Source organism: Rickettsia gravesii BWI-1 (genome assembly GCF_000485845.1).
In the GTDB taxonomy this organism is placed as follows: Bacteria; Pseudomonadota; Alphaproteobacteria; order Rickettsiales; family Rickettsiaceae; genus Rickettsia; species Rickettsia rickettsii.
Genome location: NZ_AWXL01000001.1, coordinates 16,351 through 33,843, shown reverse-complemented (window position 1 = coordinate 33,843; position 17,493 = coordinate 16,351). Strand labels below are relative to the sequence as shown.

Below are 17,493 nucleotides of genomic sequence, written 5' to 3'. Positions count from 1 at the left end.
TATTTTCAAGAAACAATATATTTTTTTTCTATTTCCGATTTTGTTAATCTTTCAGGAGGACCAAATATTTCAGGGTTTTTTAATTTAAACAAATCATCGGAAAATTTTTGTACTTTAGCTATTTTATCAAAAGTAATAGTGACTATATTATTATCTTCAAATATTTTTAATGCTTCAATTTGTTGAGTAGCTTTATTAAAAGTAATTTCGCTACGTTTTTCCGTTAGAGTATGATAGATAGTAATTTTAGAAATATTTCTTTCGTTAATTACCAATTCAAAAACAAAATCCTTGTCAAAATGCTCATTATCTTCTAATAAAAAATTAAATGTATTTTCGCTTCTATTAATACGGCTTGCTTGCTCCATATCATAATCATACATCGATACGAAATTTTTAGTACCTATTATAACTAAAGGGAAAGGAGGATAATAATTACATCTAAAATTATAAGGTCTATGGATCAGTAATTTTCCTTTAACTATTTTACCGTACGAATCTTCTTGAGTAAAATCTATCGCAACCGATTTTATCGTACGTAGATAAGTTTTTAGCTCCGAAATAGCTGTTTTATCATCTGCCCCCAATGCTAAGCTTGAATTCACAAAAAGATAAATAATGATTAGAAAAAATATTTTTTTCATTTTCGTTGTTTTATATTTTAAATTATGTTTAAAATACCTTATGTATTCAGTTAATGCAAAATATAATTAGTATTTATGAAAATCGTTGCTTTAAAAGAAAAAGCCAAGCATGAAACACGAGCTGTTATAACGCCTGAAGTAGCAGGATTGCTAGTCAAAAAAGGTTATGCGGTTATGGTAGAAAAAGATATAGGGCTTCATGCCGGTTTTCTTGATGAAGAATATGTTGCTCTAGGTGCTAAAATATCTTCGGTACCACTCGAAATTATTTCTGATGCTGATATTATATTAAAGGTGCAACCTTCATCCGTTACGGATAAATATAGTGAGCTTGAATTTGCAAAAAAAGGAGCAATTATTGTAGGATTATTATCACCTTATTTAAATCATGAATATATAAAAGCGGCAGCTAAAAAAAACCTTACGACTTTTGCTATGGAGTTTGTACCGAGAATTGCTAAAGCTCAAAATATGGACGCTTTATCTTCTCAAAGTAACTTAGTAGGCTATAGAGCGGTAATTGAAGCAAGCTATCATTACACAAGGGCTTTTCCTATAATGATGACGGCAGCAGGGACGATTTCACCGTGTAAAACTTTAGTGCTTGGTGTCGGTGTTGCCGGTCTTCAAGCTATTGCAACGGCAAAAAGGCTTGGTAGCATTGTTGCAGGATATGATGTAAGAGCTGCTACCAAAGAGCAGGTAGAAAGCTTAGGAGCTAAGTTTGTTTCACCGGAATTACAGGAGGATTTACAAGATAAATCAGGTTATGCTCACGAGAGTTCGGAAGATTATAAAGCTAAACAAGAAGAGTTTTTAGCAAAAATTATTAAAGGATATGATATAGTTATTACTACTGCACAAATTCCGGGAAAAAAAGCACCTCTGCTTGTTAAGGAAAAAATGCTAGAATCTATGAAGCGCGGCTCAGTGATTGTTGATATAGCGACTAGTACAGGTGGGAACGTGGAAGGTTCAGAACCGGATAAGATCGTTACTAAGCACGGAGTTACCATAATAGGTTTATCAAACCTTGCTACTAAAATTGCTACCGACAGCTCAAAATTATATGCTAAGAATTTGTATAATTTTCTAACCTATGCATTGCAAGACGGTAAGTTTAATATGGATGATGCGTTAGTACGTGAGATGTTGATTACTAAAGACGGAAAAATTGTGAGTGAGAAATTAAATATATGAATCAATTACCGACGATGGCTAAACAGGCTGCTGAAATTGCCCATAATACCCAAGAATTATCAGATAAATTAAAAGATTTGGTAATAGATACTAGTTGGCAAACAAACACAAGTACTATAGATCCGCTAGTATTTGCTATAACTATTTTTGTATTAGCTTCTTTTGTGGGCTATTATGTTGTGTGGAAAGTAACGCCTGCACTCCATACTCCGCTTATGTCTATTACTAACGCTGTTTCAGGTATTATAATTCTTAGTTCTATGATTGCTGCAAGTAGCTCTGCTTTTGGGTTTCCCGGTCTACTAGGGTATTTTGCAACGCTGCTTGCTTCTATAAATATCTTCGGCGGATTTATAGTAACAAAAAGAATGCTCGAGATGTTTAAGAAGAAGTAATTAATAATGTCATACCTGCGTTGTTGATACCCAAATCGTTATTGCGAGGAGCAGGGGTTGTTGCATGGATCGAAAAACCTACTCGATGTCGTTCCCGCGTAGGCGGGAATGACATAACAAGCCATACGGTTAACGTTTACAGTGACAAAAAAATCAAATTAAAGTTCTAGTTCTTTATATTCAACGGTAACTACTTCGTATGATTTAGATCCTTTCGGTGTTGTAACTTCTACAAAATCACCTACCGATTTTCCAATCAAAGCTTTTGCTATAGGAGAAGCGATTGAAACTCTTTTTCTAGTTATATCGGCTTCATATTCTCCTACAATAATATATGTTACTTCTTCTTCAGTATCGTCGTCGATCAAAGTAACCGTAGCCCCGAATTTTATGTTATCTCCCGATAATTTACCAATAGTAATAATTTCCGCTCTTGCCGTCATATCTTCAAGCTCTTTAATACGTCCTTCTATAAATGCTTGTTTCTCACGTGCCGCTTCATATTCCGCATTCTCGGATAAATCGCCGTGTTCTCGTGCTTCGGCTATATCTTCACTAATTTTTTTACGTTCTACATGTTTTAAATGTTTAAGCTCGTGTTCTAATTTTTCAAAACCTTTAGCGGTGATAGGAAATTTTGTATTCATAATTATATTGTATAGATTTGGTAATTTTAGTATACTATTTTCAATAATATAGATTTCAGCAAGTATATTTGTAATAGTGAAATTTGTCAAATAAGCCTTTTTAATTATTTGGCATTGCCTAAATATCGTCATTGCAAGCGGTCCTTGTCTAAGCGGATTCTGTTATGTTATTCCTGCTTTCGCAGGAATGACATCGAATACTGCTCGCAATGATGTTGGCATTATTTCTCATATAACAATAGCAACAAATTAGTAATCTTATGGAAATTAAAGATTTTGACTTTGAGAAAAAGCGTAAAATTTTCCACCTATCGGCTATAATATTCCCGCTGCTTTATTTATTTATTCCAAGAACCGCTATTACGTTATTATTATTTATAATAACGGCTATTACATTATATTTAGATGTATCACGTCATAATAATGCAAAAATTAGCGAATTTGTAACTAGATTTTTTTCAAAAATTATAAGGCTTGAAGAAAATAACGGTTCTTTTGCTTTAAGCGGCGTTAGCTTTATGATGCTCGGTTTTTTCTTAACTGCTCTTCTTTTTCCTAAAAATTTAGTGATTTGTTCGTGGTTGATTTTAATTATTTCAGATTGTTTAGCGGCTCTTGTCGGCGTTAAAATAGGAAATAGCTTAGGTAACGGTAAATCTATAGCTGGTTCTATTACCTTTTTAGTTTCTGCAATTTTTATAAGTATATTAGTGTATTTCTATTTAGGATATAATACAAGTTTTATTATTATTATTATAAGCTGCATAGGGGTTACAGTAGCTGAATTTTATTCAAAAGATTTAAGAATTAACGATAATTTGTCTATACCGCTTTCTTATTGTCTTTCTACAGTTATTCTTTCCTACATATTGTAATATAATGAGAGTTGCACCGGAATTTTATGAGTTCTTAAGAAACCGTATTAACATATCGGATGTAGTGCGGCAAAAAGTAGCTTTAACTAGAAAATCCGGTAACTATGTAGGTTTATGTCCCTTCCATCAAGAAAAGACCCCATCTTTTACGGTTAGTGATAGTAAGAGATTTTTCTATTGTTTTGGTTGTAAAGCAGCCGGTGACGTTATAAAATTTACTTCTAATATTAGCGGTTTATCTTATAATGAGTCTGCTATAAAGCTTGCAACCGATTACGGTATAGAGATACCGAAATTAACTGCGAAACAGAAAGAATTTTATGAAGAATCCGATGAAATTCTAAATATTTTAGAACTCGCCAATAAATTTTTCAGGACACAATTAACACCTGAAATATTACATTATCTACACGAAAGGGGTATTACCGAAGAAACAGTAAAAGAGTTTTCAATAGGCTTTGCCCCGAAGAATAATAAATTTGAAAAATTTTTTCACGATAAAAATATAGATATTATAAAGCTTGGTAAAGCAGGGCTAATCGGCAAGCGAGAAAACGGTGAAATATATAATTTATTTTCTAACCGTATTACTATTCCAATTAGGAATATTTACAATAAAATTGTAGGCTTTGGCGGTAGAGTACTAGGGGAGGGGCTGCCTAAATACTTAAATTCACCTGAAACTACAGTATTTCAAAAAAGTGAAACTCTATACGGTGAGCATAAAGCAATAAGCAGTAGCTATAAAAAAAATAATTCGATTTTAGTAGAAGGTTATTTTGATGTTATAGCACTACATCAAGCAGGTTTTAGTGAAACGGTTGCGAGTCTCGGTACTAGCGTTACCGAGAATCACCTACATAAATTATGGCGTGCTGGTGATGAAATTATATTATGTCTTGACGGAGATAATGCAGGCATAAAAGCTAGCATAAGAACTATTAACTTAGCATTACCGCTTATTAATAGTGAAAAGAAAATTTCTTTTATTAGGTTACCAAGCGGACTTGATCCCGACGATGCAGTAAATAAAAACGGTGCTGATTTTTTTGCAAAGCTTATAGATAAAAGAATAAGCTTATCAGAAATGATTTGGCATATTGAGTATAGCGGCAAGAGTTTTAAAACTGCGGAAGAAAAAGCTAATTTAGAAAAAAATTTAAAAAATTATTGCAGCAAAATATCGGATAGTGATTTAAAAGCAAGTTATTACAGGTTTTTTAAAGATCAAATATGGCAAAATTTAGTCACAACGCAGAAGAAAGCTACAACTAAAAACTCAAATTTGGCTCCTATAATTTCAAGTCATGGCTATTCGGAGCTTGAAATACTAGAACACGCTTTTTGTGCTTTGTTGGTTAAATTTCCTATAATACTTGAAGAAAAAGATATTAGAGATTTCATCTTAAATCTTAATTTTAATAATAAATCGCTTGAAGAATTCCGTAATTGGTATTTAAACGAGATTATAGATAATAACGTAGAAGCAAGTGAAATTACTGCAATTGTGGAAAAAACTAGCTTTTTTGATATTTTTTTATTATTATCAAAAACGGATAATTTGTTTTTAGATATCTCATTTAATAAAAATAATATCAGACTGGATTTATTATGGCAGTGGCTACATAAGAAATATTATCTAATAAATTTACAACAAGAATACGCTATTACCATAAACAGTACTGACAATCACGACTTTGAAAAAGTTTTACTATATAAAAAAGAAATTCTGAAGATTGCAAATGAACTTCAAGTTTTAAACAAATTTTTTATTAATCACACGATAACTTAATTATTTCAAACTTCTTTTAAAAGAAAAAAGCATATAGGTATTTAATGAGCAATAGCAATATAGACAATGATCTAGATAAAATAGATAGTTTACTTAAAAAAGCTAAATCTAAAAAGATACCGGTCACTTATGATGATATAAACAACGCTCTTCCTCTTAATAAAAATCCTTCAATAAGACAATTAGAGGAAGCTATATTAAAATTTTCCGATGCGGGAGTAGATATTTTAGAATCTAATGAAGATGATGAAATTAAGCTTGATATCGGAATGGATGAAGAATTTAAGCTATCTACCAATGTTGATAATGAACCTGAGGATGAGGTAGAAGAAGAAAATATAGGTATTACCGATGATCCTGTAAGATTATATCTTAAGGATATGGGGGGAGTCGATCTTTTAACTCGTGAAAATGAAGTAGAAATAGCAAAAAGGATTGAGGAAGGACATAAAACAATGACTGCTTCCTTATGCAGAAGCCCTATTGCTATGCGTTGTTTTATAGTATGGTATGAAGATTTAGTTAATGAAAAAATGTTACTACGTGATCTGATAGATTTAGAAGCTAACATGTTACATGACGAAACACCCGAAAATGATGAAGAACATAGTAGTGAGACCGAAGGAGAAGAGCATGAGGATAATCACTTATCTATGTCTAGAGTAGAAACGCAGATATTACCTAATATTATAGAGCGTATGAAAAAGATTTCTTTTATCTGCGAAGAGCTACTCATTGAAGCTAAAAAATGTTATGAGAAATCTTTTGAGCCGAAGGTTTTACAAAATAGCAAAAAATATAATAATTTGGAATTATTAATAAATGAAGTTTCGGAAATACATTTTAATTCTAAAAGAACGGAAGAAATTTTAGGTAAGATGTACGGAATAAATCGTGATTTAATTAATAAAGAAACAGCTTTTTTAAAACTTGCTGAAAAATATGGAGTAACTCGCCAAAATTTCCTTGATGAATATATAGGATCGGTTATCAATGCAGCATGGAAGGAAAAAATGCTGAAAAATAAAAAAGTCGCTTGGAAAGAGTTAATGACTAAAGAATCGGATTATATAGATCAAATGATTGCTGAATTATCGGTTATAGAATCTAAAACCGGTCTTTTAGTTAATGATTTTAAAAAACTAGTGAATACTATACAAAAAAGTGAGAGACAAACTCTACAAGCAAAAAAAGATATGATAGAAGCGAATTTACGTTTAGTTATATCTATTGCTAAAAAATACGCTAATAGAGGATTGCAGTTTTTGGATTTAATTCAAGAAGGTAATATAGGACTTATGAAAGCGGTGGATAAATTTGAATATCGCCGTGGTTATAAATTCTCTACCTATGCTACGTGGTGGATTAGACAAGCTATAACAAGAGCTATTGCCGATCAAGCAAGGACTATACGTATTCCTGTGCATATGATTGAAACAATTAATAAGATACTACGTGCTTCAAGACAAATGCTTAATGAACTCGGATACGAACCAACAGCAACGGAAATCGCTAACCGTCTTTCAATGCCGCTTGATAAAGTGCGTAAAGTCATGAAAATAGCTAAAGAACCTATAAGTCTTGAGAATCCCGTAGGTGATGATAGTGACGGTGGTCAATTAGGCGATTTTATCGAAGATAAGAATGCAGTAGCACCGATTGATGCGGCAATTCAGTCAAATTTACGAGAAGTTACCACTAGAGTACTTGCAACCCTTACGCCTCGTGAAGAAAGAGTGCTTAGAATGCGTTTCGGTATAGGTATGAATACTGACCATACATTAGAAGAAGTAGGGCAGCAATTTAAAGTAACTAGAGAACGTATAAGACAAATCGAGTCAAAAGCTTTAAGAAAGTTACAACATCCTATTAGATCCAAAAAACTTAATAGCTTTAGAAGCGGAGGAAAGCGTGGTGACGGTAATTCATCGGATTTACTAGAAGCATGATAATACTTATACTGTCATCCCGTGATTCGGGATCTCAGGACACGGGCTGTGATACAAGATCCCGTAGTCAAGTCACGGGATGACAGTGGGCTATTATGTATCGATATAAAATTACCATTGAATATTTAGGCACGGATCTTGCAGGTTGGCAAAAACAAGCAGGAGTAATGTCGGTACAGCAGATATTAGAAGAAGCGATTTATAAATTTTCCGGTGAACAGGTGATATTGTTTGGGTCAGGAAGGACAGATGCCGGTGTTCATGCTATAGGTCAAGTAGCACATTTTGATCTTTCAAAATATTTAGAACCTCACAAAATTATTACGGCTATCAACTATTTTGCAAGACCGTATGCCGTAGGAGTATGGAATTGTGAATTAGCCCCCAATAATTTTCATGCTAGGTTTTCAGCTACCTCTCGTTATTATATATATAGAATTATTAATAGACCTTATCCATCGGTAATTGATTTAAATAGAGCATGGTGGATTAGTTCACCTTTAGATGTTCCGGCTATGCAACAAGCTGCCGCTTGTCTATTAGGCAAACATGATTTTACTTCATTTAGGGCTAGCTCATGTCAATCAAAATCACCGATTAAAACTTTAACTGAACTTAATATTATTAAAGAAGACGAAGAAATAAAATTATATCTTTCAGCCCCATCATTTTTGCATCATATGGTACGTAATATTGTCGGCAGTTTAGTACTTGTTGGTAAAAATATTTGGCAGGCAGAACAAATTAAAGATGTTCTAGAAGCCAAAGATAGAAAAGTCGCCGGTCCTACTGCTCCCGCCTCCGGTCTTTATTTTGTGAAAGCAGCGTATTAACAACCATAAATTTTGTCATTACAATGCCTCCCTGCATAGGCATTGTTACGTGGATACCCCACCTTGTCATTGCGAGGAAATTACGAAGTAATTGACGAAGCAATCTCAGGATATTTGACGAGATTGCCACGCAAGTACTACGGCTGCTCACAATGGCAACCGGGTATCCATCTACAAAGCACACTCGTAATGACGTCCTAAATTAGTACACTACGACACTGTCAATAAACTGTATAATTTTTCATGGATGTTAGTTAGCTTACCTATATCATTTCCACCGGCTTGAGCAAGGTTTGCTTGTCCACCTCCGCCACTGCCACCTAAGAATAAAGAAAGTTTTTTTGCAATTATATTTGCATTGTATTTGTCTGTTATAGCTTTACTCACCGCAACCGTAATAGATAATTTACCACTTCCCTCGGCAATATATACCATTATCAAATCTTCTACTTTTTTTGTTAAATTTTCGGCAGCTTGACGTAATATTTTATTGTCTATATTTCCTACTTTTTTGTATAATAGTTTTATTCCTGTTATTTGTGCAGCTTGCTTTTCAATTTGCTCTATACTTAAATCTAAACTAGCTAAATGAGTTTTTTCTAACTCTTTCTCAACTTCCTTGTTACGCTCTAAGATATTATTAACCTTAGTAATAAGTTCATTTTTATTAGTTTTTAAACTGCTTTCTATCGATTTAAGTAAACTATCCTTTTCTCTCATTAATTTAATTACGAATTCACCGCAAACTGCTTCAATTCTACGAACACCTGCTGCTATAGCACTTTCGCTTGTGATTTTAAAGCAACCGATGTCACCGGTACGTCTGACATGTGTACCGCCGCATAATTCTAAAGAAGTCTCACCCATCTTAACTACTCTTACTTCAGAGTCGTATTTCTCGCCAAACAGTGCCATAGCTCCTTGTTTAACTGCATCTTCAGTTGCCATTAATGTAGTATTTACTTCATGATTATCTCTAATAATCTCATTTACCTTATCTTCGATTAAAGTGATTTCTTCATTAGTCACAGCTTTAGAATGGCTAATATCAAAGCGTAAATAAGTCGGAGCGACTAACGAACCTTTTTGAGTAACATGTTTACCAAGTACCTTATGCAGTACTGCATGTAATATATGCGTTGCCGAGTGATGAATTCTTAAATTTTGTCTATATCTTATGTCTATACTAAAATTAGCATTCTCGCCTACGTTAATCTGCCCCTTTTTCAAAATACATTTGTGGACTATAATAGAGCCTAAATATTTTAAAGTATCTATTACTTCTACTTCAGAATCTTTTGCAAATATCGTTCCGATGTCACCTATTTGACCGCCTGATTCACCGTAGAAAGGAGTTTGGTTGCTGATTAGCAGGAATTGTGTATCTATCTTTTTTATATCATTAACTAAATTATTATTTTTGATTAATGCAATTATTTTACATTTTGCTTCATTAAGTGTATATCCTAAAAATTCCGTGCTACCATGTTGTTCTTTGATATCAAACCACAACTGATCGGTTTTTGATTCACCGGAGCCAAGCCAAGATTTTCTAGCACGTTCTTTTTGCATAAGCATTTGCTCTTCAAACCCTTTGTGATCAATGGAAATATCACGGTTTTTTAGAATATCTTCGGTTAAATCAAGCGGAAATCCGTAAGTATCGTATAGTTTAAATGCTACTTCTCCTGATAATTCATTACCTTTTGTTAGCGTTTCTGTTTCTTCGGTAAGAAGTTTGAGACCACGTTCTAATGTGGCTTTAAATCTAATTTCTTCTTGTTCTAAGATACTGCTTATAAAGCTTTCTGCTCTTTTAAGTTCAGGATAAACATTCCCCATTAAATTAACAAGTTTTGGCAGTAATTTATACATTAACGGCTCTTTTGACCCAAGCATATGAGCGTGCCTCATGGATCTTCGCATAATGCGGCGAAGTACGTAACCACGCCCCTCATTTGAAGGAATAACACCGTCAGCTATTAAAAAGCTACTTGCTCGCAAGTGGTCGGCAATAACTCGGTAAGAAAATTTAGCTTCTCCCTCTACTTTCACTTTTACTATATTTTCAGTAAAATTAATTATTTCCTGAAATAAATCTATATCATAATTGTTGTTAACATGCTGTAATACTGCCGTCATACGCTCAAGACCCATACCGGTATCGATAGACTTTTGCGATAATTCTATGCTAGTATCTTTATCGATTTGTTCATATTGCATAAATACCATATTCCAAATCTCAATAAATCTATCACCGTCTTCATCTTTAGTACCGGGAAGTCCGCCATATATTTGTTCACCGTGGTCGTAAAAAATTTCGGAACAAGGACCGCAAGGGCCAGTATCACCCATTGACCAAAAATTATCGTTTGTTTTGATCTTTATGATGCGATCATCCCCAAAACCTGCTATTTTTTTCCAATAAGAAGCTGCTTCGTCATCGGTATGATAAATTGTTGCATAAAGCTTGTCTTTTGGGAGTTCAAATTCTTTAGTCAATAAATTCCAAGCGTAATATATGGCTTGTTCTTTAAAATAGTCACCGAATGAAAAATTACCTAGCATTTCAAAAAAGGTATGATGTCTTGCCGTATAACCGACATTCTCAAGGTCGTTATGCTTGCCACCGGCTCTAAGAGACTTTTGACTAGTTACCGCTTTGTTATAAGGTCTTTTTCCTTGTCCGGTAAAAACATTTTTAAATTGTACCATTCCGGAATTAACAAACATTAAGCTAGGGTCATTGTGTGGAATTAACGAGCTGGCCGGTACATGTGTATGATTATTTGCTTTAAAGTAAGTTATAAATTTACTTCTAACTTCTTCGGTGGTAAATTTAGTCATGGTAAGATATATTATTTAATGTTATGTCATTCCGGAGAGGATCATTTTTCGTCATTGCGAGGAAAATTACGTAGCAATTGTACGTACGCAATCTCGTGCCAAAGCCCTGAGATTGCCACGCTCCTTATCAGTCGTTCGCAATGACGGTTCGGGTATCCACGCAGAAATGACGTCCAGTATAGTAAAATACACTGAATTATGATTAAAATAAATTTATTTATGAAAAATATTTTTGATTCGATCAAATTACATTTTGTTCAATTTGCTACAAAATTAAAAATATTTTCTTTCAAAAGAAAAAAGATTGTGGTGTTACTAGGTAATAAAGGTGTATTTCTTAGTACTTTTCTCGATAATAAATTATTAGATAAATTATTTATCCCTACTCGGGAACAGGTAGACTTAAATTCTTATAAAAACTTTTTTAGTAAATTTCCAAAAAGCGATATTTATTTTTTACTTGACGGCAGTGAATGTAAAACACGGCACGATCAAATACCTATATTACAGTCAATAGTTAAACTTGATCCTATTGAACAATTTATTGAAGGTTATTTTAATAAAGAGGACATTATAGCACATTGTGTTTACGAAATTACTACTACCCCAAGTGAAATTTGGTCGACTTTAATTATGTCGTGTCCATTTGAAACACCTTTAAGTGATATAATTTCATGCATTATAAATAAAAGATCTCTTGATTTAAAAGGAATTTACTTTTTAACGTTAGAGCTAAAAGTTATTATAAATAAAATAGTACAGAATATAGAAAATGATAAATATAACGATTATTTTCAAATTTGTGTATATGCATCACAAGCTAGCGGTATAAAATTTATTATCAAACATAAAAATAATATAATAACAATTAGAAATCTTGAGTATCCATTTGATAAAACAACCGGCTATGTTCAAGGTATTATAGAACAAGAAATTAATGATTGTTTAATATTATTTAAAAACTATATAAGTAATTTTGACCAAAGAGCCTGTATAATTCTTATAGTAGATGAAGAGTTAAAATCTTTATTAGAATCAACAAATTTTGAAGAACGCCCTGTAATCTTTATACCGGTTGATAATATACTAAATAAGCAAACTCTAGAAAAAGAAAGATTTATAGATACGAATATTAGTAGACTGTTTCTAGAATATAAGAGTTTTCCTGCTTATAATAATAATTTAAAATCAATAAAAAAACTAGTTACTATAAAGGATCTGACATTTAAATTATATAGTGCATTACTTATAATATTAATATTAGTGGTCGGTATTATCAAATATAATACAAAACAAAATTACAAAGACATAAACGCTATTAATGAAAAATATTATGCAATAAATCAAGAATATGATGGTATCAAATATAAATATCCTTATATTAAAAATACTACTAGTCTAGCTGATTTATATGTAATAGAAAAATTACTAGAAGCACCGGTACCACTGCCGTTTGATTTACTTAAAAGGCTAATAATTACTTTAAATCCGGCTTTTAAATTAGAAGAAATTAAATGGGAATTAACAAATATAGATAATATTTTGTTAGTCTCTAAGAGACAATTAATAATCAAATTAATACTTAAATATCATACTAATAATCTATCGGTAGATGAATCTCTAAAGATACTAGATGGTTATATGACAAACGTAAAAAATAAATTATCTAATTCGCAGATAGATTATGTTATATATAAGGATAAAATACTTGATATATTCGGTAAGGTAGTAATTCCTTTATCGGTTAATATAGTTGATAATAAAACGTAATATTCTATGTCATTCCCGCCTACGCGGGAATGGCATAAACCATGCAACGGCACTAATAATCCAAGGTAAAAATAATGTTTGAAAAATATATTATGTATTTAAAGAATCTTATATTTTTTCAATTTATTATATATTTCTTCTTTATTTCCTTAACTATTTGGCTAATAAAAAATTTCCAGCAAGAATACAGTAAATCTATTCTTGATAAACAAGTTTTACAAGAAAATCTAACAGAGGAAGTTTTAAAGCTTTATTCTGTCATTAACTCTAAAGAAGAAATATTAGAATCGTACAAAAAATATGTAGATTTAAGCGTGCCAAGTAGTGTGAGTTGCTTAAATTATCAAGAACTAATTCCTAAAATAAAAAGCTTAAGCAATAAATATGATTTAGTAGAACCTATAGATGTATTTATAAATTCAGTATTTAAAAATAATGTTCAGGCGATTGAAGGAGAAGGTGAATCGATTCATGTAAATAATTATAGCATAAATATAAAATATGCATGTGCAGATTTTTTGACTTTTCTAAAAATATTCTCTGAAATTTATTCTTATATGCCTCCTAATACTCTTATATCTTTTGTACGAGTACGTAATGAAGAAGTGTTAACACCTAAGAATATATATAAACTTTCAGTAAATCATGCTCCTAATCTTATTTATGCTAAATTGATATTATATATCAGAGAATTAGCCTCAAAATAAATTACCAAAATGAATAATGCAATAGTACTTAATAACGTAAATACTAATTTATTTAAAAAAGATATTGTTAATAATTTTGTCAATAATCTTATGAAATCTACTTGCTCTACTATTGCAAATATGCTTGCTATAGATTATACGCTAAGGCTTAATTCTAAACCAGAAGCTGAAAAATATATTAATAAATGTATTTCTAGACTCAAAAATTATTTAGGTATGCGGGTTATTAACGATGATAATTTTTCCGTAGCATTAGAGTTATTTGCAATAATGATTACTTCTGAAGATGAAAATGAGCAAAATAAGAATAATATTTTAGAGCAATCACAAGATATAATAGCAGAAAATCTTGTAGAAGTTTATTTTGGAGATGAAATAAATAGTACCAAAAAAGAAAAAATTAAAAATATATTTAAAACTCTTTTAAAAGAGAAGAATTTTGACAAAATAATAAATTATGCGGAGTCTCACAAAAAATTATTTAAGGCTTTTGTAATGTATGCCATAAAGAAATATAATAATATTGATGAAGCAACCATCTATATAAAGAAAGAATTTAATAAAATATTAGAGATGTCTTTAGTATTTACACAAAAAAGTAATATATTTAAACAAGCAACCGGAAAAATCGCCGGTGCTGTTTGTGCTTTATTAGTCGGAGCAATCAGTGTTGCGACTGCGGGAGCGGCTTTTTCTATCATAGTTGTACCGGCATCAATTTTTGCCGTCAGATATGCACCTGAACTTGGTGAAAAAATTGGAGGATTAATTTTGAATAATGATAATGCAATAAAACTAGAACAAAGCAATATAGATAAGTTTATGAAAACATTACAAAATGATAAAGAAAGTCTTCTATCTCAAGAAAAAACAAAAAACATCAAACAAAATATAAAAGTTTCTCCTTCTCAAATCAATGCTAAATTAACTAAGAAAATGGTTAATGAAAAACATAGATAGGGTATAGTCATTGCGAGAAGAATTACGCAGTAATTCGACGAAGCAATCCAGTAAAAATTCTGTAAATCAGAATTTTTTAATTATTTTTCTAGATTGCCACATCGCTACGCTCCTCGCAATGACGACTACGGTATCAACGCAAGCAAAGCTATTCGCATGAAATAAAGCTATTTTTACTTGAGAATATAAAATATTACTCTTATTATCTTTTTTAAAATCAATAAAATAACTTAATGAGAAAAGTAGTAATATCCGGCATGATCGGCAACGCTTTAGAATGGTATGATTATGCATTATATGCGCAATTTGCTTATATTATAGGGCAGCATTTTTTTCCGGATCCAGAAATGCGAGAGACTTTAACTTTTGCGGTATTTGCTGCAGGCTTTGTAGTACGACCGCTCGGCGGTATTATTTTCGGTAATATAGGTGATAGATTCGGTAGACGTACTGCTTTGGTGATGGGTATTATAGCTATGGCAATACCGACTGCCGGGATAGGGCTCTTACCAAGTTATAAAACTATTGGAATTGCCGCTCCTATTATTTTAACTATTATCAGACTCATACAAGGTTTTTCTTTAGGAGGGGAATTTAGCGGTTGTATTTCGTATATTGTAGAACATGCTTCGTTCGAGCAGCGAGGACTTGTGGGGAGTAGCTCATTTGTTAGTATGTGCGGTGGTATGCTGCTTGGACTTGGTACAGCAGCCGGTTTTTCTTATTTTATGCCTGCCGATATGCTATTTGAATGGGGTTGGAGGATACCTTTTATTGCCGGTTTATTTATTAGCTCCGTAGGTTTATATATTAGAAAAAACCTAGCAGAAAGTCCTATTTATAAAAAAGCTAAGGGAACAGGGCGTTTAGCACGTTTTCCTTTACGAGAAACATTAACAAAATACCCAAAAGAACTAATTATCGCACTTGGTTTGTATATTACCGTAACTGCTCCTTTTTATACTTCTACGGTTTTTATTGGTAATTTTATGCAAACACTCGGTTATACTAATCAGCAAAGCACAATTGTTAGTAGTATAATATTAATCGTAATGATGATAGTATTTCCTATATCTGCGTATGTTTCGGATAAGGTGGGGAGACGTCCTGTACTAATATGGGGGATTATCTTGTTAATTTTATCAGTCTATCCTATTTTTGTAGCCTTAGGGTCGATGAATTTTACTTTAGCTATAATATCTCAAGTAATATTTGCTGGAGTTATTAGCATTTATATGGGGCCTATTCCAACGGTTTTAGTAGAGATATTTCCGACTAGCATAAGATTTACCGGTGTTGCACTTTCATACAACCTTGCAGCTGCTATATTTGGCGGTACTGCTCCAATGTTAGCAATGATATTAACGAAAGTTACCGGAGACAATTATGCTATTGCATATTATTTAATTGCACTTGCCTTGTTATCTTTTATAATTCTAAAATTCTATAAAGAAACCTATAAAAAGAATCTAGTAAATTAATATGAGCGAAGTTTTTGAAATACCAAACGGTGAAAGCAAGGTTTTACTCCATTGTTGTTGTGCTCCTTGTGTTGGCCCTTTAATGGAAAAAATGATCGATACCGGCATTAAGTTTATGCTTTTTTTCTACAATCCTAATATTCATCCTAAAAAAGAATATGAGCTTCGTAAAAACGAAAATATTAAATTTGCCGAGAAACATAATATAGAATTTATCGATGCAGATTATGATCCGCAAAATTGGTTTAGGCGTGCTAAAGGGATGGAGTTTGAGCCTGAGAGAGGTATACGCTGTACAATGTGTTTTGATATGCGTTTCGAGCGTACGGCTTTATATGCTTATGAAAACGGCTTTAAAGTTATAACTAGCTCGCTTGGTATTTCTAGATGGAAAGATATGAACCAAATTAATGAATCAGGAACTAGGGCGGCATCTCATTATGAAGGGGTGACCTATTGGACTTATAATTGGCGTAAAGACGGCGGTGCTAGCAGAATGTACGAAATTGCCAAAGAAGAGAACTTTTATAAACAAGAATTTTGCGGCTGTGTTTATTCTTTCCGTGATACTAACGATTGGCGAGTAGCAAACAATCGCCCTAAAATCGAGATCGGCAAGGAGTATTATTAAGACCTCAAATTAATAAAAAATATTTTATTTTTTTGAATCTTTATATTATAATAATCTAGACAATCTAGTTATATGAGGATTTTATATGAATAAATGGCAGTTACACGAAGCAAAGAATAAGTTAAGTAATATTATTGATATTGCAATGCATGGTACCCCTCAATGTATTACAAAAAGGGGTGAAGAAGCAGTTGTAATTATTAGTATAAAAGACTATAAACAACTTACTAAACAAAAACCTGATTTCAAAGAATATTTATTGAGCATACCTAAGATAGATAATTTGGATATTCAGAGAGCAAAAGGGTATGCTAGAGATTTTGAATTATGAAATATTTATTAGATACTAATGTTGTATCTGAAATTCAAAAGAAAAAATCCAATTCTCAAGTAGCAGCATGGTTTTCAATTGTTCATTCTAGCCAGTTACACTTAAGTTGTATTACTTATCGGCGAAATAAGAAAGGGAATATCAAAATTAGCAAAGAAAGATAAAATAGCAAGTTTGAAATTAGAAAAATGGTTAGAAAGAATAATTATAGATTATAATGAAAGAATTCTTAATATTGACAAAGAAATATGTGAAGAGTGGGGTGAATTAATGAGTATTGATAGTATGAATGCAATCGATGCTTTAATAGCTGCACAGGCAAAACAAAGCAATATGATACTAGTTACTAGAAATATCAAACATTATAATATGTTTAATATAAAAATATTCGATCCTTTTAACTGATCAAAATTTTCTTTCCCAATAATAAT

Annotated in this window: 15 protein-coding genes and 1 pseudogene; 13 read left to right on the top strand and 3 right to left on the bottom strand. The window is 32.0% G+C overall.

What is annotated here, in order from left to right; all coding sequences use genetic code 11:
- Positions 1 to 5: 5 nt before the first annotated feature.
- On the bottom strand, positions 6 to 644 hold the full coding sequence (locus RGRA_RS0100180) for an outer-membrane lipoprotein carrier protein LolA (RefSeq protein WP_017442761.1): 639 nt from the start codon (positions 642 to 644) through the stop codon (positions 6 to 8).
- Positions 645 to 719: 75 nt separating this feature from the next.
- Between RGRA_RS0100180 and RGRA_RS0100175 the strand changes: the two genes are divergently transcribed.
- Together RGRA_RS0100175 and RGRA_RS0100170 are read left to right on the top strand one after the other, a co-directional pair.
- Positions 720 to 1,844: an NAD(P) transhydrogenase subunit alpha gene (locus RGRA_RS0100175; RefSeq protein WP_017442760.1), complete on the top strand. Its 1,125-nt coding sequence runs from the start codon at positions 720 to 722 to the stop codon at positions 1,842 to 1,844.
- Positions 1,841 to 2,239, top strand: coding sequence for an NAD(P) transhydrogenase subunit alpha part 2 (locus RGRA_RS0100170; protein ID WP_017442759.1), 399 nt, complete (start codon positions 1,841 to 1,843; stop codon positions 2,237 to 2,239). Before RGRA_RS0100175 ends, RGRA_RS0100170 begins: the two co-directional genes overlap by 4 nt.
- A gap of 158 nt (positions 2,240 to 2,397) precedes the next feature.
- Here RGRA_RS0100170 and greA read toward each other — a convergent pair whose 3' ends face one another.
- Positions 2,398 to 2,886, bottom strand: coding sequence for a transcription elongation factor GreA (gene greA / locus RGRA_RS0100165; RefSeq protein ID WP_024547197.1), 489 nt, complete (start codon positions 2,884 to 2,886; stop codon positions 2,398 to 2,400).
- Between the two features lie 260 nt (positions 2,887 to 3,146).
- On the opposite strand from greA, the gene RGRA_RS0100160 reads away from it, so the two are divergent.
- From RGRA_RS0100160 to truA, 4 genes are all read left to right on the top strand, one after another.
- On the top strand, positions 3,147 to 3,761 hold the full coding sequence (locus RGRA_RS0100160) for a diacylglycerol/polyprenol kinase family protein (protein WP_017442757.1): 615 nt from the start codon (positions 3,147 to 3,149) through the stop codon (positions 3,759 to 3,761).
- 4 nt (positions 3,762 to 3,765) lie between these two features.
- Positions 3,766 to 5,553, top strand: coding sequence for a DNA primase (dnaG, locus tag RGRA_RS0100155; RefSeq protein WP_017442756.1), 1,788 nt, complete (start codon positions 3,766 to 3,768; stop codon positions 5,551 to 5,553).
- A gap of 44 nt (positions 5,554 to 5,597) precedes the next feature.
- On the top strand, positions 5,598 to 7,502 hold the full coding sequence (gene rpoD / locus RGRA_RS0100150; protein WP_017442755.1) for an RNA polymerase sigma factor RpoD: 1,905 nt from the start codon (positions 5,598 to 5,600) through the stop codon (positions 7,500 to 7,502).
- A 95-nt stretch (positions 7,503 to 7,597) separates the two neighbouring features.
- On the top strand, positions 7,598 to 8,335 hold the full coding sequence (truA, locus tag RGRA_RS0100145; protein WP_017442754.1) for a tRNA pseudouridine(38-40) synthase TruA: 738 nt from the start codon (positions 7,598 to 7,600) through the stop codon (positions 8,333 to 8,335).
- 210 nt (positions 8,336 to 8,545) lie between these two features.
- Here truA and alaS read toward each other — a convergent pair whose 3' ends face one another.
- Positions 8,546 to 11,182 (bottom strand): alanine--tRNA ligase, encoded by a 2,637-nt coding sequence (gene alaS / locus RGRA_RS0100140; protein WP_017442753.1) that lies wholly within the window; start codon positions 11,180 to 11,182, stop codon positions 8,546 to 8,548.
- Positions 11,183 to 11,380: 198 nt separating this feature from the next.
- Here alaS and RGRA_RS0100135 point away from each other — a divergent pair, with 198 nt between their 5' ends.
- The 7 genes and pseudogenes from RGRA_RS0100135 to RGRA_RS08115 all read left to right on the top strand — a co-directional run bounded on the left by RGRA_RS0100135 (position 11,381) and on the right by RGRA_RS08115 (position 17,467).
- The gene (locus RGRA_RS0100135) at positions 11,381 to 12,952 is read left to right on the top strand and encodes a hypothetical protein (RefSeq protein WP_017442752.1); all 1,572 of its coding nucleotides are present in this window, start codon (positions 11,381 to 11,383) and stop codon (positions 12,950 to 12,952) included.
- A 74-nt stretch (positions 12,953 to 13,026) separates the two neighbouring features.
- Complete coding sequence (locus RGRA_RS0100130; protein ID WP_017442751.1) at positions 13,027 to 13,659, top strand: hypothetical protein; 633 nt, start codon at positions 13,027 to 13,029, stop codon at positions 13,657 to 13,659.
- A 9-nt stretch (positions 13,660 to 13,668) separates the two neighbouring features.
- On the top strand, positions 13,669 to 14,619 hold the full coding sequence (locus tag RGRA_RS0100125; RefSeq protein WP_017442750.1) for an RP853 family protein: 951 nt from the start codon (positions 13,669 to 13,671) through the stop codon (positions 14,617 to 14,619).
- 233 nt (positions 14,620 to 14,852) lie between these two features.
- Positions 14,853 to 16,100, top strand: coding sequence for a metabolite/H+ symporter (locus RGRA_RS0100120; RefSeq protein WP_017442749.1), 1,248 nt, complete (start codon positions 14,853 to 14,855; stop codon positions 16,098 to 16,100).
- 1 nt (position 16,101) lies between these two features.
- The gene (locus tag RGRA_RS0100115) at positions 16,102 to 16,731 is read left to right on the top strand and encodes an epoxyqueuosine reductase QueH (protein WP_014409708.1); all 630 of its coding nucleotides are present in this window, start codon (positions 16,102 to 16,104) and stop codon (positions 16,729 to 16,731) included.
- Between the two features lie 85 nt (positions 16,732 to 16,816).
- On the top strand, positions 16,817 to 17,062 hold the full coding sequence (locus tag RGRA_RS0100110) for a type II toxin-antitoxin system Phd/YefM family antitoxin (RefSeq protein WP_014408039.1): 246 nt from the start codon (positions 16,817 to 16,819) through the stop codon (positions 17,060 to 17,062).
- Positions 17,059 to 17,467: pseudogene (locus tag RGRA_RS08115) on the top strand (PIN domain-containing protein). Before RGRA_RS0100110 ends, RGRA_RS08115 begins: the two are co-directional and overlap by 4 nt.
- Positions 17,468 to 17,493: the final 26 nt, after the last annotated feature.

Coding starts and splice junctions, on each gene's coding strand:
- RGRA_RS0100180 (WP_017442761.1), bottom strand. CDS start 644: ATGAAAAAAATATTTTTTCTAATCATTATTTATCTTTTTGTGAATTCA.
- RGRA_RS0100175 (WP_017442760.1), top strand. CDS start 720: ATGAAAATCGTTGCTTTAAAAGAAAAAGCCAAGCATGAAACACGAGCT.
- RGRA_RS0100170 (WP_017442759.1), top strand. CDS start 1,841: ATGAATCAATTACCGACGATGGCTAAACAGGCTGCTGAAATTGCCCAT.
- greA (WP_024547197.1), bottom strand. CDS start 2,886: ATGAATACAAAATTTCCTATCACCGCTAAAGGTTTTGAAAAATTAGAA.
- RGRA_RS0100160 (WP_017442757.1), top strand. CDS start 3,147: ATGGAAATTAAAGATTTTGACTTTGAGAAAAAGCGTAAAATTTTCCAC.
- dnaG (WP_017442756.1), top strand. CDS start 3,766: ATGAGAGTTGCACCGGAATTTTATGAGTTCTTAAGAAACCGTATTAAC.
- rpoD (WP_017442755.1), top strand. CDS start 5,598: ATGAGCAATAGCAATATAGACAATGATCTAGATAAAATAGATAGTTTA.
- truA (WP_017442754.1), top strand. CDS start 7,598: ATGTATCGATATAAAATTACCATTGAATATTTAGGCACGGATCTTGCA.
- alaS (WP_017442753.1), bottom strand. CDS start 11,182: ATGACTAAATTTACCACCGAAGAAGTTAGAAGTAAATTTATAACTTAC.
- RGRA_RS0100135 (WP_017442752.1), top strand. CDS start 11,381: ATGATTAAAATAAATTTATTTATGAAAAATATTTTTGATTCGATCAAA.
- RGRA_RS0100130 (WP_017442751.1), top strand. CDS start 13,027: ATGTTTGAAAAATATATTATGTATTTAAAGAATCTTATATTTTTTCAA.
- RGRA_RS0100125 (WP_017442750.1), top strand. CDS start 13,669: ATGAATAATGCAATAGTACTTAATAACGTAAATACTAATTTATTTAAA.
- RGRA_RS0100120 (WP_017442749.1), top strand. CDS start 14,853: ATGAGAAAAGTAGTAATATCCGGCATGATCGGCAACGCTTTAGAATGG.
- RGRA_RS0100115 (WP_014409708.1), top strand. CDS start 16,102: ATGAGCGAAGTTTTTGAAATACCAAACGGTGAAAGCAAGGTTTTACTC.
- RGRA_RS0100110 (WP_014408039.1), top strand. CDS start 16,817: ATGAATAAATGGCAGTTACACGAAGCAAAGAATAAGTTAAGTAATATT.